The organism is Kitasatospora sp. NPDC049285 (assembly GCF_040678815.1).
GTDB lineage: Bacteria > Actinomycetota > Actinomycetes > Streptomycetales > Streptomycetaceae > Kitasatospora.
In genome coordinates this window covers 37888-57885 of sequence record NZ_JBFAQR010000003.1, presented here as the reverse complement: position 1 = coordinate 57885, position 19998 = coordinate 37888, and the positions used below count along the sequence as shown (strand labels likewise).

General features: G+C 72.6%; 17 protein-coding genes and 1 tRNA gene. 16 read left to right on the top strand and 2 right to left on the bottom strand.

Annotated features, from left to right (window positions below):
• The first annotated feature begins 73 nt into the window (after positions 1–73).
• Positions 74–808: a hypothetical protein gene (locus tag AB0K51_RS03270; protein ID WP_363449940.1), complete on the top strand. Its 735-nt coding sequence runs from the start codon at positions 74–76 to the stop codon at positions 806–808.
• 8 nt (positions 809–816) lie between these two features.
• Here AB0K51_RS03270 and AB0K51_RS03265 read toward each other — a convergent pair whose 3' ends face one another.
• A complete protein-coding gene (locus tag AB0K51_RS03265) occupies positions 817–1164 on the bottom strand; it encodes a hypothetical protein (RefSeq protein WP_363449938.1) in 348 nt (115 codons plus the stop codon).
• A gap of 155 nt (positions 1165–1319) precedes the next feature.
• Positions 1320–1391, bottom strand: a tRNA-Arg gene (locus tag AB0K51_RS03260).
• Positions 1392–1556: 165 nt separating this feature from the next.
• Between AB0K51_RS03260 and AB0K51_RS03255 the strand changes: the two genes are divergently transcribed.
• From AB0K51_RS03255 to AB0K51_RS03185, 15 genes are all read left to right on the top strand, one after another.
• Positions 1557–2066: a response regulator gene (locus tag AB0K51_RS03255; RefSeq protein ID WP_363449936.1), complete on the top strand. Its 510-nt coding sequence runs from the start codon at positions 1557–1559 to the stop codon at positions 2064–2066.
• Positions 2067–2183: 117 nt separating this feature from the next.
• Positions 2184–3839 carry an arginine--tRNA ligase gene (gene argS, locus AB0K51_RS03250; RefSeq protein WP_363449934.1) on the top strand — a complete coding sequence of 552 codons (1656 nt, stop codon included), beginning with the start codon at positions 2184–2186 and terminating at the stop codon, positions 3837–3839.
• A 97-nt stretch (positions 3840–3936) separates the two neighbouring features.
• On the top strand, positions 3937–5328 hold the full coding sequence (lysA, locus tag AB0K51_RS03245; protein WP_363449931.1) for a diaminopimelate decarboxylase: 1392 nt from the start codon (positions 3937–3939) through the stop codon (positions 5326–5328).
• Between the two features lie 131 nt (positions 5329–5459).
• Positions 5460–6752, top strand: coding sequence for a homoserine dehydrogenase (locus AB0K51_RS03240; RefSeq protein WP_363449929.1), 1293 nt, complete (start codon positions 5460–5462; stop codon positions 6750–6752).
• A gap of 12 nt (positions 6753–6764) precedes the next feature.
• Entirely contained in the window at positions 6765–7844 is a 1080-nt protein-coding gene (gene thrC / locus AB0K51_RS03235) for a threonine synthase (protein ID WP_363450262.1), read from the top strand.
• Positions 7845–8123: 279 nt separating this feature from the next.
• Positions 8124–9044, top strand: coding sequence for a homoserine kinase (thrB, locus tag AB0K51_RS03230; protein ID WP_363449927.1), 921 nt, complete (start codon positions 8124–8126; stop codon positions 9042–9044).
• A gap of 511 nt (positions 9045–9555) precedes the next feature.
• Positions 9556–11664 carry a transcription termination factor Rho gene (gene rho / locus AB0K51_RS03225; protein ID WP_363449925.1) on the top strand — a complete coding sequence of 703 codons (2109 nt, stop codon included), beginning with the start codon at positions 9556–9558 and terminating at the stop codon, positions 11662–11664.
• 139 nt (positions 11665–11803) lie between these two features.
• Positions 11804–12970, top strand: a complete 1167-nt coding sequence (locus tag AB0K51_RS03220; RefSeq protein WP_363449923.1) for an LCP family protein — start codon at positions 11804–11806, stop codon at positions 12968–12970.
• 123 nt (positions 12971–13093) lie between these two features.
• A complete protein-coding gene (gene rpmE, locus AB0K51_RS03215) occupies positions 13094–13318 on the top strand; it encodes a 50S ribosomal protein L31 (RefSeq protein ID WP_363449921.1) in 225 nt (74 codons plus the stop codon).
• A 129-nt stretch (positions 13319–13447) separates the two neighbouring features.
• Positions 13448–14524 carry a peptide chain release factor 1 gene (gene prfA / locus AB0K51_RS03210; protein WP_363449919.1) on the top strand — a complete coding sequence of 359 codons (1077 nt, stop codon included), beginning with the start codon at positions 13448–13450 and terminating at the stop codon, positions 14522–14524.
• 210 nt (positions 14525–14734) lie between these two features.
• A complete protein-coding gene (gene prmC, locus AB0K51_RS03205; protein WP_363449917.1) occupies positions 14735–15601 on the top strand; it encodes a peptide chain release factor N(5)-glutamine methyltransferase in 867 nt (288 codons plus the stop codon).
• A 117-nt stretch (positions 15602–15718) separates the two neighbouring features.
• Complete coding sequence (locus AB0K51_RS03200; protein ID WP_363449915.1) at positions 15719–16366, top strand: L-threonylcarbamoyladenylate synthase; 648 nt, start codon at positions 15719–15721, stop codon at positions 16364–16366.
• Positions 16367–16377: 11 nt separating this feature from the next.
• Positions 16378–17028 carry a protein-tyrosine-phosphatase gene (locus AB0K51_RS03195; protein ID WP_363450261.1) on the top strand — a complete coding sequence of 217 codons (651 nt, stop codon included), beginning with the start codon at positions 16378–16380 and terminating at the stop codon, positions 17026–17028.
• A gap of 196 nt (positions 17029–17224) precedes the next feature.
• Positions 17225–18487, top strand: coding sequence for a serine hydroxymethyltransferase (locus tag AB0K51_RS03190; RefSeq protein ID WP_363449913.1), 1263 nt, complete (start codon positions 17225–17227; stop codon positions 18485–18487).
• Positions 18488–18637: 150 nt separating this feature from the next.
• Positions 18638–19990 (top strand): MraY family glycosyltransferase, encoded by a 1353-nt coding sequence (locus AB0K51_RS03185; RefSeq protein WP_363449911.1) that lies wholly within the window; start codon positions 18638–18640, stop codon positions 19988–19990.
• Positions 19991–19998 lie beyond the last annotated feature (8 nt).

The window sequence follows — 19998 nt, the reverse complement described above, 5'->3', positions numbered from 1 at the left end:
CCTTCCCTTCCTTCGCATCCGGACCACAATGGGGCGTCAGCCCCGTACGGACACGGACAGGAGACCCGGACAGGTGTTCCGCCGCTGGTGGTTCCTCGGCCTGCTGCGCGCTCCCCAGCGGACCGCGCCGCCCCCCACCCGCCGCGAGCTGCGCGAACAGCAGGCGCTGCTGATCGGCGAGTGGGAGGTGCTGCGCGAACGGCTGCGCACCCTGGCCGCGGACCGGGTCACCGCCGCCGGCACGGTCTTCCGCGCCGCCGAACTCCGGCTCTCCGCCGCCGAGTCGGCCGCCCACCGCAGCTACCAGTGGGCGCTGGAGGCGTACGAGGCGGCCGGCCGGCTGCTCGACCAGGCCGACGCGCCCGAGACCGACCTGCCCGACCTGGCCGCCGCGGTCGTGCTCGCCGAACAGGCCGTCGAACGGCTCGCCGCCGCGCACGCGCTGCACGCCGGGCAGCGGCCCGAGCCGCCCGCGGTGCGCTGCTACTACAACCCGCTGCACGGACCCGCCGGCCACCAGCCGACCCGCAAGGGCAAGAAGGCCCGCCAGCGGCCCACCCACACGGCCCGCGAGGCCGCCGCCGACCGCCGTCCCGCCTGCCCGTCCTGCCGCCGCGCGATCCTGGCCGGCCAGCAGCCCGACGTCCTCCCGGCCCTGCTCCCCGCCAAGCCCGGCCCCACCCTGGTCCCCTACTACACCGTCCCCCAGCAGTGGTCCCCCTGGTCCACCACCGCCTGCGGCGCCTACGACCCCACCACCCCCGCCCTCATCCTCCGCGGAGCCCACCGCCGCCACCCACCCCGCTGACGCCCCACCTACCGCCGCTTCCGGCTCTCGGCGGCCCGCCGTTCCACATCCGCCAGGAACCACTCGGGCACCTCGCCGGTGGCCCGCAGGCGGCCGCGCTCCTCGGCGGACAGCCGCTCCGAAGCCGCATCGACCGCGAACGCGTAGTCGTGCATCCGCCCCGACGACCCCTCACGCCGCATGTCCCCGGCAATCCCCGCCGCAGTCCCGCCCTGCCGCCCGCCCGACGCCGCAGTCAGCGCCAGCAACCAGCCGAACGGCCCGACCCTGCGCGCTTTCTTCCCCAACCGATCCCGAACGGCCAACCAGCACAACCGCTCATCCGTCAGGCTCGGCACCTGCTGCCCCTGCCCCATGCGTACGCCCTCCCTGATATCGGCCGGGAGCCTACTCGCCGCCGCGTACCCCTGCCGACCGGCCCGCGCACCCAGCCCCGGCCCCACAACGACGAAGGTCCAGACCGGCGGATGAACTCCGCTGATCTGGACCTCTACTGCACTTCTATCCGAAGTGCCCCCGGCAGGATTCGAACCTGCGCACCCGCCTCCGGAGGGCGGTGCTCTATCCCCTGAGCTACGGGGGCCGGTTGGCCGGTCGCGTGGTGCTCGGTGCGACGTGGAGAACATTACCAGGCCGTGGGGGTGGTCCGTGCACGCGTTTCGGGTGGGGCGGGCTGACGGGTCGTCGGGGGTGGGGGAAGTGCGGAAAGGGCGGACGCGGTGAGGTGGGCGCGGCTACCCTCGGTGAGGTGGCGGCGACGTCTGGGCGGGTTCTCGTGGTGGACGACAGCGAGGTGATCCGCCAACTGATCAGGGTCAACCTGGAGCTGGAGGGCTTCGAGGTGGTGACCGCCGCCGACGGTGCCGAGTGCCTGGAGGTGGTCCGCCGGGTCGCGCCGGACGTGATCACCCTGGACGTGGTGATGCCGCGCCTGGACGGCCTGCGGACGGCGGCCCGGCTGCGCGCCTCGCGCGACACCGCACACCTGCCGATCGCGATCGTCAGCGCCTGCACGCCGGCGGACCTGGAGCGCGGCGCCTCGGTGGGCGTGGACGGGTACCTGGCGAAGCCGTTCGATCCGGCGGACCTGGTGGAGCTGGTGCGGCGGCTGAGCGAATCGACCCGCTCGCCGCGTGCGGAGCGCCGCTTCGCGTACGACTTCGGCACCGCAGGCGGGAGCGGTTCGCAAACCCCCCGCGATTCAGCTCTGAGCGAACACCCGCAGGAACTTGTTCCGCCGGAGGAGCCGCACCCGTGAGAAGTGCCCGCCAGCGGCGACGTTCGACGAGACGAAGCACAGTGGCCGGCGCGACGCGGATCTCGACCCGCAAACCGAGTGGCGGTCGGGTACCCCGTCTCGCCTAGGCTGGGCACCGTGACACCCGCAGAACTCTCCCAGGCAGTCCAGGCCGCCGTCAGCGCCGCCATCGAGGCCGGCGACCTGACCGTCGACGTGCCCGCGCACGTGACGGTCGAGCGGCCCAAGAACAGGGACCACGGCGACTACGCCACCAACGTGGCCCTCCAGCTCGCGAAGCCGGCCGGCAAGCCGCCGCGCGCCGTCGCGGAGATCCTGGCCGGGCGTCTGCGAGAGATCACCGGCATCGCGAAGGTCGACATCGCCGGTCCGGGCTTCCTGAACATCACGCTGGACGCCGCCACCCAGGGCGGGCTGGCGCGCACCATCGTCGAGGCGGGCGAGGCGTACGGCCGCAACGAGGCGCTCAAGGGCCTGAAGATCAACCTGGAGTTCGTCTCGGCGAACCCGACCGGCCCGATCCACATCGGCGGCGTCCGCTGGGCCGCCGTCGGCGACTCGCTGGCCCGGGTGCTCAAGGCCACCGGCGCCGAGGTGTCCACCGAGTACTACCTCAACGACGCCGGCGTGCAGATCACCAAGTTCGCCAAGTCGCTGAAGGCCGCCGCCAACGGACAGCCCGTCCCCGAGGACGGCTACGTCGGCGAGTACATCGTCGACATCGCCAAGGCCGTCACCGAGGGCGTCCCCGGCATCCTGGAGCAGCCCGAGGACGAGCAGCTGCAGACCTTCCGCACCGAGGGCCTGAAGCTGATGGTCGCCGAGATCCAGCGGTCGATGGCCGAGTTCGGCGTGCACTTCGACACCTGGTTCTCCGAGCAGTCGCTGCACGACTCCGGCGCGGTGGAGAAGGCGATCGAGCGGCTGCGCGAGCAGGGCCACGTCTTCGACCGGGACGGCGCGATCTGGCTGCGCACCACCGACTTCGGTGACGACAAGGACCGCGTCCTGATCAAGGCCGACGGCGAGACCACCTACTTCGCCGCCGACGCCGCCTACTACCTGAGCAAGCGGGACCGCGGCGCGGAGGTCTCGGTCTACATGCTCGGCGCCGACCACCACGGCTACGTCAACCGCCTCAAGGCCATCGCGGCCTGCGCGGGCGACGACATGGACCGCAACATCGAGGTGATGATCGGTCAGTTCGTGAAGATGCTGCGCGACGGCAAGGAGGTCCGGCTCTCCAAGCGCGCGGGCAACATCATCACGATCGACGACGTGATCGACTGGATCGGCGTGGACGCCGCCCGCTACATGCTGGTGCGGCAGTCCACCGACTCCACCATCACCATCGACATCGACCTGGTGACCAGCGCCCGCCGGGAGAACCCGGTCTACTACGTGCAGTACGCGCACGCCCGGATGAGCGCGGTGCAGCGCAACGCGGTGGAGAAGGGCATCACCCGCAGCGCGGACTTCAAACCGGAGCTGCTGAGCACCGAGTGGGAGAACGACCTGCTCGGCCAGCTCGGCGAGTTCCCGCGGGTGCTGGCCAAGGCCGGCGAGCTGCGCGAGCCGCACCACGTGGCCACGTACCTGGAGGAGCTGGCCCGCGCCTACCACCGGTTCTACGACAACTGCCAGATCCTGCCGAAGGGCGACGAGGAGGTCACCGACCTCACGCACGCCCGCCTCTGGCTGGCCGACGCCACGCGAACGACGCTGGCCAACGGCCTCCACCTGCTGGGCGTCTCGGCGCCCGAGCGGATGTAAGCACCACACCCCCACCGCGCAGCACAGCGGGGGCGGCTGACCGGTCGACGGCGACCGGTCGCCGCCCCTCGCCATAGGTCGAGGAAGTCAGCCACAGATGAGTCGCTCCGCCCACCCCGCAGGTCCCCGCCACGGCGACGTGCTGCCCGAGGGCCACTACCAGGCCCCGCCGGCCGACCTGAACGCGCTCGACCCCAAGGTCTGGTCGCGCACCGTGACCCGGAACGCCGAGGGCGTCGCCACCGTCGGCGGCGTCGACGTGCGCACCCTGGCCGCCGAGTTCGGCACCCCCGCGTACGTGATGGACGAGGCCGACTTCCGGGCCCGCGCCCGGGCCTGGCGGGACGCCTTCGGCGACCGCGCCGACGTCTACTACGCGGGCAAGGCGTTCCTCTCCAAGGCCGTGGTGCGCTGGCTGCACGAGGAGGGGCTGAACGTCGACGTCTGCTCCGCCGGTGAGCTGCACGTGGCGCTGGCGGCCGGGATGCCGGGGGAGCGGATCGCGCTGCACGGCAACAACAAGTCGGTGGCGGAGCTGGAGCAGGCGGTGAAGGCCGGGGTGGGCCACATCGTGGTCGACTCCTACCAGGAGATCGAGCGGCTGGCCGAGATCGCCGGGGCGCAGGGCGTGCGGCAGCCGGTGCTGATCCGGATCACCGTCGGCGTCGAGGCGCACACCCACGAGTTCATCGCCACCGCGCACGAGGACCAGAAGTTCGGGCTGTCGCTGAACGGCGGCTCGGCGGCCGAGGCGGTCCGCCGGGTGCTCGCGCAGCCCAGCCTGGAGCTGCGCGGCATCCACTCGCACATCGGCTCGCAGATCTTCGACTTCGCGGGCTTCGAGGTGGCCGCCCGCCGGGTGGTCGGCCTGCTCGCCGAGATCCGCGACGAGCACGGCGTCGAGCTGCCGGAGATCGACCTGGGCGGCGGCCTGGGCATCGCCTACACCGCCGACGACGACCCGCGGGAGCCCGCCGAGATCGCCGCCTCGCTCAGCGAGATCGTCCGACGCGAGTGCGCAGCGGCCGAGTTGACGGTGCCGCGGATCTCGGTGGAGCCGGGCCGGGCGATCGTCGGCCCGACCGCGTTCACGCTGTACGAGGTCGGCACGGTCAAGCCGCTGGAGGGCCTGCGCACCTACGTCAGCGTGGACGGCGGGATGTCGGACAACATCCGCACCGCGCTGTACGACGCCGAGTACTCGGTGGCGCTGGTCTCCCGCACCAGCGACGCCGAGCCGATGCTGGTCCGGGTGGTCGGCAAGCACTGCGAGTCCGGCGACATCGTGGTCCGGGACGCCTTCCTGCCGGCCGACCTGGCCCCCGGCGACCTGATCGCGGTGCCCGCCACCGGCGCGTACTGCCGGTCGATGGCGAGCAACTACAACCACGCCCTCAAGCCTCCGGTGCTGGCCGTCGCGGACGGCGCGGCCCGGGTCATCGTCCGCCGCGAGACGGAGGAGGATCTCCTGCGGCTCGATATCGGCTGACGAAATTTTCGTCTCAGAACGTGGACCAGCCGTAGATCCGTGCGGAAAGTCCCGGAGACTGGTGGGGACCGAACAGCCCCCGGGGACCCCAGAGGCCCCGGCGGGGACCGAAGAATGCAGAGCGGAGTCGGATGATGCGTACGCGCCCGCTGAAGGTGGCGTTGCTGGGCTGTGGTGTGGTGGGCTCCGAGGTGGCGCGCATCATGACGACGACGGCCGACGACCTCGCCGCGCGCATCGGCGCCCCGGTCGAGCTCGCGGGCATCGCGGTCCGGCGCGCCGGGCGTCCCCGTCCCGGGGTGCCCGAGCACCTGCTGACCACCGACGCCGAGGCCCTGGTGAGCCGCGACGACATCGACGTGGTGGTCGAGGTGGTGGGCGGCATCGAGCCGTCCAAGTCGCTGCTGCTGAAAGCCTTCGCGCACGGCGCCTCGGTGGTCTCCGCCAACAAGGCGCTGCTCGCCAAGGACGGCGCGGAACTGCACGCCGCGGCCGCCGCGGCCGGCGCCGACCTCTACTACGAGGCCGCGGTGGCCGGGGCGATCCCGCTGCTGCGCCCGCTGCGCGAGTCGCTGGCCGGCGACAAGGTGAACCGGGTGCTGGGCATCGTCAACGGCACCACCAACTTCATCCTCGACAAGATGGACTCCACCGGCGCCGGGTACTCCGAGGCGCTGGAGGAGGCCACCGCGCTCGGCTACGCCGAGGCCGACCCGACCGCCGACGTGGAGGGCTTCGACGCCGCCGCGAAGGCCGCCATCCTGGCCGGGATCGCCTTCCACACCAAGGTCACCGCCGCGGACGTCTACCGCGAGGGCATCACCGAGGTGACCGCCGCCGACATCGCCTCCGCCAAGCAGATGGGCTGCGTGGTCAAGCTGCTGGCGATCTGCGAGCGGTCCGCCGACGGCACCTCGGTCACCGCCCGGGTGCACCCGGCGATGATCCCGCTCAGCCACCCGCTGGCCTCCGTCCGGGAGGCCTACAACGCGGTGTTCGTGGAGGCCGAGGCGGCCGGCCGGCTGATGTTCTACGGCCCGGGCGCGGGCGGCTCGCCGACCGCCTCCGCGGTCCTCGGCGACCTGGTCGCGGTCTGCCGCAACAAGCTGAGCGGCACCACCGGGCCCGGCGACTCGGTCTACGCCCAGCTGCCCGCCAAGCCGATGGACGAGGTCGTCACCCGGTACCACGTCAGCCTGGACGTGGACGACCGGGCCGGTGTGCTGGCCCAGGTCGCGTCCGTCTTCGCCGAGCACGGCGTCTCCATCGACACCGTGCGCCAGCAGGGCCGCGACGGCGACGCCGCGCTCGTCGTGGTCACCCACCGCGCCACCGACGCCGCGCTGTCGGCGACGGTCGACAAGCTCCGCGCACTGGACAGCGTGCGCGACGTGGCCAGCATCATGCGGGTCGAAGGGGAGTAAGACATGAACGCCGTGATTGCCCGAGGCACCCACACGCACCAGTGGCGCGGCCTCATCGAGGAGTACCGGGACCGGCTGCCGGTCACCGCCTCCACCCCGGTGGTCACCCTGCTCGAGGGCGGCACGCCGCTGGTCCCCGCGCAGGTGCTCTCCGAGCGCACCGGCTGCGACGTCTACCTCAAGGTGGAGGGCGCCAACCCGACCGGCTCCTTCAAGGACCGCGGGATGACGATGGCCATCTCCAAGGCCAAGGAGGACGGCGCCCAGGCCGTCATCTGCGCCTCCACCGGCAACACCTCGGCCTCCGCCGCCGCCTACGCGGTGCGGGCCGGGATGGTCTGCGCGGTGCTGGTCCCGCAGGGCAAGATCGCCCTCGGCAAGATGGGCCAGGCGCTGGTGCACGGCGCGAAGATCCTGCAGGTGGACGGCAACTTCGACGACTGCCTGACGCTGGCCCGCGAGCTGTCCGAGAAGTACCCGGTGGCGCTGGTCAACTCGGTCAACCCGGTGCGCATCGAGGGCCAGAAGACCGCCGCCTTCGAGATCGTCGACATGCTCGGCGACGCCCCCGACATCCACGTCCTCCCGGTCGGCAACGCGGGCAACATCACCGCCTACTGGAAGGGCTACCGCGAGTACGCGGCGGACGGCCTGGCCGCCCGCACCCCGCGGATGTGGGGCTTCCAGGCGTCCGGCTCGGCCCCGATCGTGGACGGCGCCCCGGTGCTCAAGCCGCAGACCATCGCGACCGCGATCCGGATCGGCAACCCCGCCTCCTGGGACTTCGCGCTCGCCGCGCGGGACGAGTCCGGCGGCCTCATCGACAAGGTGACGGACCGTCAGATCCTGTCCGCGTACCGCCTGTTGGCCGCGCAGGAGGGCGTCTTCGTGGAGCCCGCCTCGGCCGCCTCGGTGGCCGGCCTGCTGGCCAAGGCGGAGGCCGGCCTGGTCGACCCCGGCCAGCGGATCGTCTGCACCGTCACCGGCAACGGCCTGAAGGACCCGGACTGGGCGGTGGCCGGCGCGCCGCAGCCGCAGATCGTCCCGATCGACGCGGAGGCCGCCGCGGTCCGCCTCGGCCTGCTGGACTGACCGGACGTCAGCCGGCTGACCGCACGTCAGCACCCGGGCCGGCCCCCCGACGGGGGGCCGGCCCGGGGCGGCCTCTTTCGAGTCAATTCAGCGGCGTTTTCACGCTTCTTTGGCAACACGGAAGATCGAAGCCGAGCAGGGTGTACCGCTCTGGAACTTCTCTTCGATACGCTGGACCCCGGCGGGCCGCGCCGTGATCCGCGCGCCTGACGCCCCGCCGCCGTACCACGCAGGCCCCGTCGTCCGGGCCTCATCTCACTCCCCAGGAGAGTCCACCGCATGGCCGGTCCCGCGTTCCGCGCCGCCGCCGTCCGGGTCCGCGTCCCCGCGACCAGCGCCAACCTCGGCCCCGGCTTCGACGCCTTCGGCCTCGCTCTGGGCCTCTACGACGACGTGGTGGTGCGCGTCTCCGACTCCGGACTCAGCGTGGACATCGCCGGCGAGGGCTCCGAGAACCTGGCCCGCGACGAGCGCCACCTGGTGGTCCGCTCGATGCGCGCCGCCTTCGACCGGCTCGGCGGACAGCCCCGCGGCCTCGAAGTGGTCTGCGCCAACCGGATACCGCACGGCCGCGGCCTCGGCTCCTCGTCCGCGGCGATCTGCGCCGGCATCGTCGCCGCCCGCGCGGTCACCATCGGCGGCGCCTCCGCGCTCGACGACGACGCGCTGCTCGCCCTCGCCTCCGAGCTGGAGGGCCACCCCGACAACGTCGCCGCCTGTCTGCGCGGCAACTTCACCGTCGCCTGGACCGAGGACGACGGCCTCGCCCGCACCATCACGCTGGACCCCTCCGACCGGGTCGTCCCGGTGGTGTTCATCCCGTCCACCGAGGTGCTCACCGAGACCGCCCGCGGCCTGCTCCCCAAGACGGTCCCGCTGTCCGACGCCGCGCTCAACGCCGGCCGCGCCGCCCTGCTGGTCGAGGCGCTCACCCGCCGCCCCGAACTGCTGCTCACCGCCACCGAGGACCGCCTCCACCAGGACTACCGCGCCTCCGCGATGCCGGACAGCGCCGCCCTGGTCGGCGCGCTGCGCGCCGAGGGCGTCCCCGCGGTCATCTCGGGTGCCGGACCGACCGTGCTCGCGCTCACCGACGAGGCCGGCGCCGACAAGGTCCTCAACTTCGCCGGTCCGCAGTTCGCGGCACACCGGTTGGAGCTCGACCGCACCGGCGCCACCGTCCTGCCACTCGACATGTGAGACGGACACGATTGACAAGGACAGGGCTGGGGAATGTGTCAGGGGGTAGGTAGTGTTAACCTCATTGCTGCACCAGGTGCCCTCCGGGGCCGGGTGCGACGCATCCCGATCCCGATCTCCCGTCGTCACGGGGGCCGGAAGCTCGGGAGCACGATTCTCCGGGAGTCCGCCACACCGCGTACGCAGCCTGCCTGCGCGATTGCGGCCCATCCCGAAGCCGTGACGGCACCAGACTCCCACCCGCAGCCTCCGCACTGAGGCCTGGTCGGGCGGGGCCCGGAATGCCGCCGCGCGACGGGGGCCCGGGCATCGCAGGCGCAGCGAGGTCGGCACGAGTTCCGACCATCCGCGTCACTTCGCACCACAGTGCATCGCACTTCGCAGCTCCCCGGAAAGGATCAGCCTTTCGGGGGAATCCAGCCCCTGACCAGCGCAAAGAGACGTTGGACAGGACAGCACAACCGGTCGCCGTGCCAGACAGGCCGACGTCCGCTCCAGGGAAGGACCCTTAGTGAGCGACACCACCGATCTGATGGGCGCGCGCCCGGACGCCGAAGCGTCGGACGCAGCCGCCGCCCCCGCGGCTCCGGCGCGACGCCGTCGTACCGCTGCCGCCGGCCTGGACGGCCTGGTCCTGGCCGAGCTCCAGAAGCTCGCCTCGACCCTCGGGATCAGCGGTACCGGGCGGATGCGCAAGAGCCAGCTGATCGAGGCCATCAAGGAGAAGAGCGGCGGAGACCCGCTGCTCGCGGGCGGTTCCGCCCCCGCCGCTCCGGCCGCCAAGAAGGCCGCCAAGGCCGCCGCCCCCGCCGTCGAGGCTCCCGCCGCGGAGGCCCCGGCCGCCGAGGAGAAGCCGGCCCGCCGGACCCGCGCCGCCGCCGCCACCGAGACGCAGCCGCAGGCGCAGATCGAGATCCCGGTGCAGGCCGCCAGCGAGACCGCGGCCGCCGCCGCCCGGGCCGAGCGTCCGCGCCGCCGGGCCACCGCCGCCGCCGGCGCCCCGACCGCCGAGGCCGCTGCCGCCGAGCAGGCCCAGTCCGCCGTCGTCGCCGAGGCCAAGGCGGAGGGCCAGCGCCCCGCCGCCGCCGAGGGCGAGGGCCGGATCGAGCGCCGTGACCGCCGGGACCGCCGCGACCGCCGCGAGGGCGGCGAGCGCACCGAGGCCGCCACGGCCGAGAGCGACAACGACGTCCGCGAGTCCCGCCGGGACCGCCGCAACCGCCGCGAGCGCGACCGCGCCGACCGGCAGGGCGGTTCGCAGCAGCAGGACGGCGGCCAGAGCCGTCAGCAGAACCAGGGCCAGGGCCAGAACCAGCAGGGCGGTTCGCAGCAGCAGGGCGGCGGCGCCCAGCAGCAGGGCGGCTACGACGACGACGAGTTCGGCGACGGTCGCCGCGGCCGCCGTGGCCGCTACCGCGACCGCCGGGGCCGTCGCCGCGACGGCTTCGAGGGCGCGGCCGGCCCCGAGGTCCCGCTGAGCGACGACGACGTCCTGATTCCCGTCGCGGGCATCCTGGACATCCTGGACAACTACGCGTTCGTCCGGACCTCCGGCTACCTGCCCGGCCAGAACGACGTCTACGTCTCGCTGGCCCAGGTCCGCAAGCACGGCCTGCGCAAGGGCGACGCCATCACCGGCGCCGTCCGGCAGCCGAAGGACGGCGAGCGCCGCGAGAAGTTCAACGCGCTGGTCCGCCTGGACTCCGTCAACGGCATGGACCCGGACAGCGGCCGCGGCCGCCCCGAGTTCGGCAAGCTGACCCCGCTGTACCCGCAGGAGCGGCTGCGCCTGGAGACCGACCCGGGCGTCCTGACCACCCGGATCATCGACCTGGTGTCGCCGATCGGCAAGGGCCAGCGCGGTCTGATCGTGGCCCCGCCGAAGACCGGCAAGACCATGATCATGCAGTCGATCGCCAACGCGATCACGCACAACAACCCCGAGTGCCACCTGATGGTCGTCCTGGTCGACGAGCGTCCGGAAGAGGTCACCGACATGCAGCGGTCGGTGAAGGGCGAGGTCATCTCCTCGACCTTCGACCGCCCGGCCGAGGACCACACCACCGTCGCCGAGCTGGCCATCGAGCGCGCCAAGCGCCTGGTGGAGCTGGGCCACGACGTGGTCATCCTGCTGGACTCGATCACCCGCCTGGGCCGCGCCTACAACCTGGCCGCGCCCGCCTCCGGCCGCATCCTGTCCGGTGGTGTCGACTCGACCGCGCTGTACCCGCCGAAGAAGTTCTTCGGTGCCGCGCGCAACATCGAGAACGGCGGCTCGCTGACCATCCTGGCCACCGCGCTGGTCGAGACCGGCTCGCGGATGGACGAGGTGATCTTCGAGGAGTTCAAGGGCACCGGCAACATGGAGCTCAAGCTCGACCGGAAGCTCTCCGACAAGCGCATCTTCCCCTCCGTCGACGTGGACGTCTCCGGCACCCGCAAGGAGGAGATCCTGCTCGGTCACGAGGAGCTGTCGATCGTCTGGAAGCTGCGCCGGGTGCTGCACGCGCTCGACTCGCAGCAGGCGATCGAGCTGCTGCTCGACAAGATGAAGCAGACCAAGTCGAACGCCGAGTTCCTGATGCAGATCGCCAAGACCACCCCCGGTTCCAGCGACTGACGCGTCACGCCCCCGAGACCCCGTACCGCTTGCGCGGTGCGGGGTCTCACGCGTTTCTCAGGCCCCGTTCAGAACCGGACCGCCCCACCGCTGCGTCACTTATGATCGAAAGGTCGCACTACAGGGGAAATGAGGCGATATGGCCGAGCACACGAAGGACCGCAGCCCGCGGCGCCGAGCGGTGCGGATCGCGCTGGTCACCCTGTCCGGCCTGCTGGTGGCGGGTGCGGCGCTCGGCGGTGTCGCCTACTGGAAGCTGAACGGGAACATCCACAGCGTCGACATCTCCGGGCAGCTCGGCAGCGCCCGGCCGCCCGCTTCCACCGGCGGCGCCTTCAACCTGCTGGTGCTCGGCTCCGACTCCCGCTCCGGCGCCAACGGCAACCTGGCCGGCGGTGACACCGGCGACACCGCCCGCTCGGACACCGCGATGGTGGTGCACGTCAACCAGTCGCACACCGCCGCCTCGGTGGTCTCGATACCGCGCGACACCCTGGTCGCCCGGCCCGCCTGCACCGGCACCGACGGCAAGCCGGTCGCCGCCGCGCGCAGCGCGATGTTCAACTCGGCCTTCGAGGTCGGCGGCCCGGCCTGTGCGGTGAGGACCACCGAGCAGCTCACCGGGATGCGGATGGACCACTTCGTCGAGGTCGACTTCACCGGCTTCGCCTCGCTGATCGACGCGATAGGGGGCGTCGACGTCACCACCACCGTCCCGATCAGTGACAAGGACAGCGGACTGCAGCTGGCCGCCGGCAGCCACCACCTGGGCGGGCAGCAGGCGCTCGCCTTCGTGCGCACCCGGCACGGCGTCGGCGACGGCAGCGACCTGGGCCGGATCGAGCTGCAGAAGGAGATGGTCAAGGCGATGCTCGCCCGGATCGGCTCGATGGGCCTGACCTCGAACCCGGTGGCGATGTGGAACCTCGGCAACAAGCTGACCAGCGCGCTGACCACCGACTCCGACCTGGCCTCGGTGAACTCGCTGGTGGGCCTGGCGCAGACGCTGAAGCGGATCGGCCCGGACCAGCTCACCATGGTCACCCTGCCGGTGGCCTACGCCCCCAGCGACCCCAACCGGGTGGTCCCCAGGAAGCCCGACGCCGACCAGCTGTGGGCCGCGCTGCGCGCCGACCAGGCGGTGCCGCAGGCGGTGGTCTCCGCCCAGCCCACCAACCCCGCACAGGTCGACCCGTCCGCGTCCGCCGCGGCGAGTGCGTGGGCGAGCACCGGCGCGAGTCCGAGCGCGAGTCCGACCGCGAGTCCGACCGTGCGGACGGGCACGGTGGCCGGGGCGGCGGAATAGCGGGATCCGCCTCCCGGTTTGGGAAGATGCGGGCAGTGCTGGCACACTGGTCCGTCGGTCCCGGTTCACGAGCGGCTGTCCGGCCGCCGACCCGGTGCCCTCCCGAACATCTAGGAGAATCCCTTGAAGCCCAACGTTCACCCGGAGTACGTGCTCACCAAGGTGACCTGCACCTGTGGCAACGAGTTCACCACTCGTTCCACCGAGACCAGCGGCGAGATCCGCGCCGAGGTCTGCTCGAACTGCCACCCCTTCTACACCGGCAAGCAGAAGATTCTGGACACCGGTGGCCGCGTGGCGCGCTTCGAGGCCCGCTTCGGCAAGAAGCTCTCCGGCAACAAGGCCTAGCGCTTCCACGGCGCCGGTCTCGGGTGCCTCCGTGTCGGTTCACGGGGGCGTCCGGGCCGGCGCCGTTCGCGTCTCTCCCCGTTCTCCCGCCACGGCACCGCGGCACTCTCACGGAAGTAGGACCAACCGATGTTCGAGGCAGTCGAAGAGCTCCTCGTCGAGCACGCCGACCTCGAGAAGAGGCTGGCCGACCCGTCCGTGCACGCCGATCAGGCGAACGCCCGCAAGCTGGCCAAGCGGTACGCCGAGCTGACCCCGATCACCCGGACCTACCTGGCCTGGAAGCAGGCCGGCGAGGACATCGTCGCCGCGCGCGAACTGGCCGCCGAGGACCCGGAGTTCATCGCCGAGGCGAAGGAGTCGGAGGCCCGCCGGGAGGAGCTGACCGAGGAACTGCGGCTGCTGCTGGTGCCGCGCGACCCCAATGACGACAAGGACGTCATCCTGGAGGTCAAGGCCGGCGAGGGCGGCGAGGAGTCCGCGCTGTTCGCCGGCGACCTGCTGCGGATGTACCTGCGGTACGCCGAGCGGCTGGGCTGGAAGACCGAGATCATCGACGCCAACGAGTCCGACCTCGGCGGCTACAAGGACGTCTCGGTGGCCGTGAAGACCAAGGGGAACGCCGAGCCCGGCCACGGCGTCTGGGCGCAGCTGAAGTACGAGGGCGGCGTGCACCGCGTGCAGCGGGTGCCCGCGACCGAGTCGCAGGGCCGCATCCACACCTCCGCCGCGGGCGTGCTGGTCACCCCGGAGGCCGAGGAGGTCGAGGTGGAGATCCACGCCAACGACCTGCGGATCGACGTCTACCGGTCCTCCGGCCCCGGCGGCCAGTCGGTCAACACCACCGACTCCGCGGTCCGGATCACCCACCTGCCGACCGGTATCGTGGCGTCCTGCCAGAACGAGAAGAGCCAGCTGCAGAACAAGGAGCAGGCGATGCGCATCCTGCGTTCGCGGCTGCTGGCCGCCGCGCAGGAGGAGGCCGAGCGGGAGGCGTCCGACGCCCGCCGCAGCCAGGTGCGCACCGTGGACCGCTCCGAGCGCATCCGGACCTACAACTTCCCGGAGAACCGCATCTCCGACCACCGCACCGGCTTCAAGTCCTACAACCTGGACCAGGTGCTGGACGGCGAGCTGAACGCGGTGATCCAGTCCTGTGTGGACGCCGACGCCGCGGCCAAGCTGGCCGCCGCGCAGGAGAACTGAGCCTAGGGTCTGTCTGACGACACCCGCCGGGCGGTCGCCGCCGGAGCACGCGCCTCGCCGGCTTGTCGTCAGTCACCTATGCTCCGCATGGATTCTCCCCCAGCCTTCGGCCGGGAGGGACCCCCATCCTCCGCACCGCCGATGCACGCACTCCAACGACGCCCGCTATCCGACGGGAGTCGTCAGACAGACCCTTAAGGGGCCCGTGGGATGAACCTGCTGCTCGCCGAGGTGGCCCAGGCCACCCAGCGCCTGGCCGCGGCCGGCGTGCCCTCGCCGCGCTTCGACGCGGAGGAGCTGGCGGCGTACATCCACGGCGTGAAGCGCAGCCAGCTGCACACCGTGCCGGACGGCGACTTCGACGCGCGCTACTGGGAGGCGATCTCCCGGCGCGAGCAGCGCGAGCCGCTGCAGCACATCACCGGGCGGGCGTTCTTCCGCTACCTGGAACTCGAGGTCGGCCCCGGGGTGTTCGTGCCCCGGCCGGAGACCGAGTCGGTGGTGGAGTGGGCGATAGACGCGGTCCGGGCGATGGATGTCGCGGAGCCGCTGGTGGTCGACCTGTGCACCGGCTCCGGGGCGATCGCGCTGGCCCTCGCGCAGGAGCTGCCGCGCTCGACCGTGCACGCCTTCGAACTCGACGAGGGCGCCCTGCGCTACACCCGCCGCAACGTCGAGGCCAGCCCCGACCGGGCCCGGGTGCACCTGCACCAGGGCGACGCCACCCGGGCCTTCGCGGACGAGCGCGGCTGGGACGGCCGCTTCGACCTGGTGATCAGCAACCCGCCGTACATCCCGCTCACAGAGTGGGAGTACGTGGCGCCCGAGGCCCGCGACCACGACCCGCAGATGTCGCTGTTCTCCGGCGAGGACGGGCTGGACACCATCCGCGGCATCGAGCGGGTGGCCGCCCGGCTGCTGCGCCCCGGCGGCGCGGTGGTGATCGAGCACGCGGACACCCAGGGCGGCCAGGTGCCGTGGATCTTCCGCGAGGAAGCCGGCTGGACGGACGCCGCGGACCACCGGGACCTGAACAACCGCCCGCGTTTCACGACGGCCCGCAGGGCGTCGCTGTGAACGTCGGGGACCGCAGCACGGCGCGCCGGGCTTCACTGTGACCACCGGCGCCGTACCGAGCAGCGCGGTGACCAGCTGCGCTGAGATGACCAAAGCCACCGGAAGGGGATTGCACCGATGAGCCGCCGATACGACTGCTCCGATGCCCAGGACCGTGCCAGCGGCCTGCGTGAGGCCGCCTCGTCGATCCGCCGCGGCGAGCTGGTGGTGCTGCCGACCGACACCCTGTACGGGATCGGCGCGGACGCCTTCTCCCCGGAGGCGGTCGGAGCGCTGCTGGCGGCCAAGGGCCGCGGCCGCAACATGCCCTCGCCGGTGCTGGTCGGCTCGCCGACCACGCTGCACGGGCTGGTCACCGACTTCTCCGAGCAGGCCTGGGAGCTGGTGGACGCGTTCTGGCCGGGCGGTCTGACCCTGGTGGCCCGTCACCAGCCGTCGCTGCGCTGGGACCTGGGCGAGACCCGGGGCACCGTCGCGGTCCGGATGCCGCTGCACCCGGTCGCCCTGGAGCTGCTGAACGCCACCGGCCCGCTCGCGGTCTCCTCCGCGAACAAGACCGGCGGCCCCTCGCCGGCCACCTGCGACGAGGCCGAGGCGCAGCTCGGCGACGCGGTGTCGATCTACCTCGACGGCGGGACGGCCGACCACGCCACGGCCTCGACCATCGTCGACGTCACCGGCAAGGTGCCGGTGGTGCTGCGGGCGGGCGCGATCAGCGTCGAGCAGCTGAGGGAGGTCGCTCCGGACGTCGAGGCCGGCAGTTGACCGCGCCTCCGTTGTACGGGGCGGGCGGCGGCCTGGCGGCGTACCCGCAGCCGCTGCCGCTGGACACCTTCCGCATCCTGTTCGTCTGCACGGGCAACATCTGCCGCTCGCCGATCGCCGAGCGGCTCGCCCGGCTGGAGCTGGACTCCCGGCTGGGGGACCGGGTCGGCCGGCGGATCGTGGTGGAGAGCGCCGGGACCTGGGGCCACGAGGGCGCGCCGATGGAGGCGCACGCCGCGACCGTGCTCGGCGAGTACGGCGCGGACAGCGCGCACTTCTCCGGCCGGGAGCTGCTGGACGAGCACGTGATCGACGCCGACCTGGTGCTGACCGCGACCCTGGACCACCGGGCGCAGGTGATCTCCATGGGGCACTCGGCGGGGCTGCGCACCTTCACGCTCAAGGAGTTCACCCGGCTGGTGCAGCGGGTCGACCCGCGCACCCTGCCGGACCCCCGGGACGGCGCTCGGCTGACCGAGCGCGCCCGCGCACTGGTCCGGGCGGCCGCCGCCCTGCGCGGCTGGCTGCTGGCCGCGTCGCCCGAGTCGGACGAGCTGCGGGACCCGTACGGCGCCCCGATCGGCATGTTCCGGGACTGCGGCGAGGAGATATTCGGCGCGCTGGACCCGGTGGTGACCGCACTGACCGGTGTGAAGCGGTGACTTGAGCGTCCTCCACTAAAGTTCTGGTGGAGAATTCGTGAAGGCCGGGTGCGCAGGACGTGGAGGCGACCGGAACGGACTAGGCCCGCGTGTGCGGGCGGGCCCGGGCGGGACCTGGGACCTACGCTGGAGGAATCTCAGCCCCCCACCGGCCTCCGGCCCGCCGCCGGGGGAACTCCAGCCCGGGAGCCGCACCATGACGGTCGCCGATGCCCAAGAGACCCACTGGGAGGCCGCCGAGGCCCTGCGCGCGGCGGACCCGCTGATCGCCGACCTGCTCACCGCCGAGGCCGAGCGCCGCGCCGACAGCCTGCAACTGCTCGCCGGGGAGAACCTGGCCACCGACGCCGTGCTGGCCGCGCTGGCCGGCCCGCTGGTCGACAAGTACGCCGAGGGCTACCCGGGCCGCCGCCACCACACCGGCTGCGCGCCCGCCGACACGGTGGAGCTGCTGGCGGTCGACCGGGCCCGCGAACTGTTCGCCGCCCCGCACGCCAACGTCCAACCCCGGTCCGGGACTTCGGCGATGCTGGCGGCCTACGCGGCGCTGCTGCGGCCGGGCGACGCGGTGCTCGCGATGTCGCTGGAGCACGGCGGCCATCTGAGCGCCGGCTCGCGCGCCAACTTCTCCGGCCGCTGGTTCCAGTTCATCGGCTACGGGGTGCGCGAGGAGGACGGCCGGATCGACCTGGAGCAGGTCCGCCGGCTCGCCCACGAGCACCGCCCGAAGGCGATCGTGGCGGGCGGCATCTCCTACCCGCGGCACGTCGACTGGGCGGCCTTCCGGCGGATCGCCGACGAGGTGGACGCCTACCTGATCGCCGCCGCCGCGCAGACCGCAGGGCTCGTCGCGGCCGGCGCCGCGCCCTCCCCGGTGCCGTACGCCGACGTCACCGTCGCCGCCACCCACAAGCTGCTGCGCGGGCCGCGCGGCGGGCTGCTGCTGTGCACCGCGGAGCTGGCCGACCGGATCGACCGGGCGGTGTTCCCGTTCACCCAGGGCGGGGCGGCGATGAACGAGGTGGCCGCCAAGGCGGTGGCGCTGGCCCAGGCCGCCACCCCCGGCTACACCGCCTACATCCGGCGGGCGGTCTCCGGCGCCCGGGCGATGGCCGCCGAACTGGCCGCTGCCGGGGCCCAGCCGCTCACCGGCGGCACCGACACCCACCTGGTCACCGCCGACCTGAGCGGACTGCGGCTGACCGGCGTGGAGGCCGAACGCCGATGCGCCGCCGCCGGGTTGATGCTCGGCCGGTGCGCGGTCCCGTACGACCCGGCGCCGCCCACCGAGACCTCCGGGATCCGGGTCGGCACCGGGGCCTGCGCCGCCCAGGGGATGGGGGAGGAGGAGCTGACCGAGGTCGGCCGACTGCTCGGCCGGGTGCTCGCCGGGGAGCCGGTGGAGCAGGTCAGGGCCCGGGTGCGGGAGCTCGCGCGGGCGTTCGCCGGGCGCCGCTGAGCGGTTCGCGCCCGCGGAGGCGAACCGCGATGCGGGGACACGGCGTCGGAGTCAATAAGGTGTGCACCGTGGTGACGCACCTCGAACCCCCAACCAGCGCCGGAGTACGCTGCGTACTCGACCGTCGGACCGTGACCCTGGAGGCCAGTGGTGCGTGAGTATCTGCTGGTCCTGTTCGTCTCGGCGGCGGTGACCTACCTGCTGGTCAGCCCGGTCCGGAAGTTCGCCATCGCGGCCGGCGCGATGCCCGCCGTACGGGCGCGCGACGTGCACCGCGAGCCGACTCCGCGGCTGGGCGGCATCGCGATGTTCGGCGGCCTGCTGGCCGGCCTGCTCGCGGCCTCCCAACTCACCAACCTGGGACGGCTGTTCGTCCAGAGCGCGGACGTCAAGGCGCTGCTCTCCGGGGCCGGGATCATGTTCGTGCTGGGCGTCCTGGACGACAAGTGGGGCGTGGACGCGCTGGTGAAGCTCGGCGGGCAGATGATCGCCGCCGGCGTGATGGTCTGGCAGGGCGTCACGGTGATCTCCATCCCGGTGCCCGGCTACGGCCCGGTCGCGGTCACCCCCACCCAGGGCATGATCATCTCGGTCACGCTGGTGGTCGTGATGGTCAACGCGGTGAACTTCATCGACGGCCTGGACGGCCTGGCCGCCGGCATGGTCTGCATCGCCGCGATGGCCTTCTTCCTGTACTCCTACCGGCTGTGGCTCGGGTACGGGGTCAACGACGCCGCGCCCGCCGCGCTGTTCAGCGCGGTGCTGATCGGGATGTGCCTGGGCTTCCTGCCGCACAACCTGCACCCCGCGCGGATCTTCATGGGCGACTCCGGCTCGATGATGCTCGGCCTGATGCTGGCGGTCGCCGCGATCTCCATCACCGGCCGCGTCGACCCCGACCTGATCAGCGCCCAGACCGGGTCCAAGACCCTCACCGTGCACGCCCTGGTGCCGATCTACATCCCGCTGATCCTGCCGCTGACCGTGATCGCGCTGCCGCTGGCCGACCTGCTGCTGGCCGTGGTGCGCCGCACCTGGGCCGGCAAGTCGCCGTTCGCGGCGGACAAGCAGCACCTGCACCACCGGCTGCTGGAGGTCGGGCACTCGCACAGCCGGGCCGTGCTGATCATGTACTTCTGGGCCGCGCTGATCGCCTTCGGCACGGTCGCGGTCTCGGTCACCAACACCGGCCGCACGGTGATCCTCACGATGGCCGGGCTCTGCCTGCTCGGCCTGGTGGTGCTGCTGGTGCCGCGGTTCCGGCCGCGCGCCCCGAAGGCCGTGCAGCCCTTCGTGCCGCCCCGTTACCGCACCGCCGACGGCTCGGTCGACGGCTCCGTCGAGGCGGCCCCGGTGGCGGCTCCGACGGCCCCGGTCGCGGCGGCCGCCGAGCAGCCGGCCCCGGCCGCGATGGCCGAGCTCTCGGCGAAGGACAAGGAGCTGCTGGGCCGACTCGGCACCGGCGCGAGCGCGGCCGGAACCCGGGGCCAGCGGCGCGGGTGACGCGGCGT

What these genes read in the sequence shown, in the direction of transcription:
- AB0K51_RS03265 (WP_363449938.1), bottom strand. Translation starts at nt 1,164, where the DNA reads ATGGGGCAGGGGCAGCAGGTGCCGAGCCTGACGGATGAGCGGTTGTGC.
- lysA (WP_363449931.1), top strand. Translation starts at nt 3,937, where the DNA reads ATGAGTCGCTCCGCCCACCCCGCAGGTCCCCGCCACGGCGACGTGCTG.
- AB0K51_RS03240 (WP_363449929.1), top strand. Translation starts at nt 5,460, where the DNA reads ATGATGCGTACGCGCCCGCTGAAGGTGGCGTTGCTGGGCTGTGGTGTG.
- thrB (WP_363449927.1), top strand. Translation starts at nt 8,124, where the DNA reads ATGGCCGGTCCCGCGTTCCGCGCCGCCGCCGTCCGGGTCCGCGTCCCC.
- AB0K51_RS03220 (WP_363449923.1), top strand. Translation starts at nt 11,804, where the DNA reads ATGGCCGAGCACACGAAGGACCGCAGCCCGCGGCGCCGAGCGGTGCGG.
- prfA (WP_363449919.1), top strand. Translation starts at nt 13,448, where the DNA reads ATGTTCGAGGCAGTCGAAGAGCTCCTCGTCGAGCACGCCGACCTCGAG.
- prmC (WP_363449917.1), top strand. Translation starts at nt 14,735, where the DNA reads ATGAACCTGCTGCTCGCCGAGGTGGCCCAGGCCACCCAGCGCCTGGCC.
- AB0K51_RS03200 (WP_363449915.1), top strand. Translation starts at nt 15,719, where the DNA reads ATGAGCCGCCGATACGACTGCTCCGATGCCCAGGACCGTGCCAGCGGC.
- AB0K51_RS03190 (WP_363449913.1), top strand. Translation starts at nt 17,225, where the DNA reads ATGACGGTCGCCGATGCCCAAGAGACCCACTGGGAGGCCGCCGAGGCC.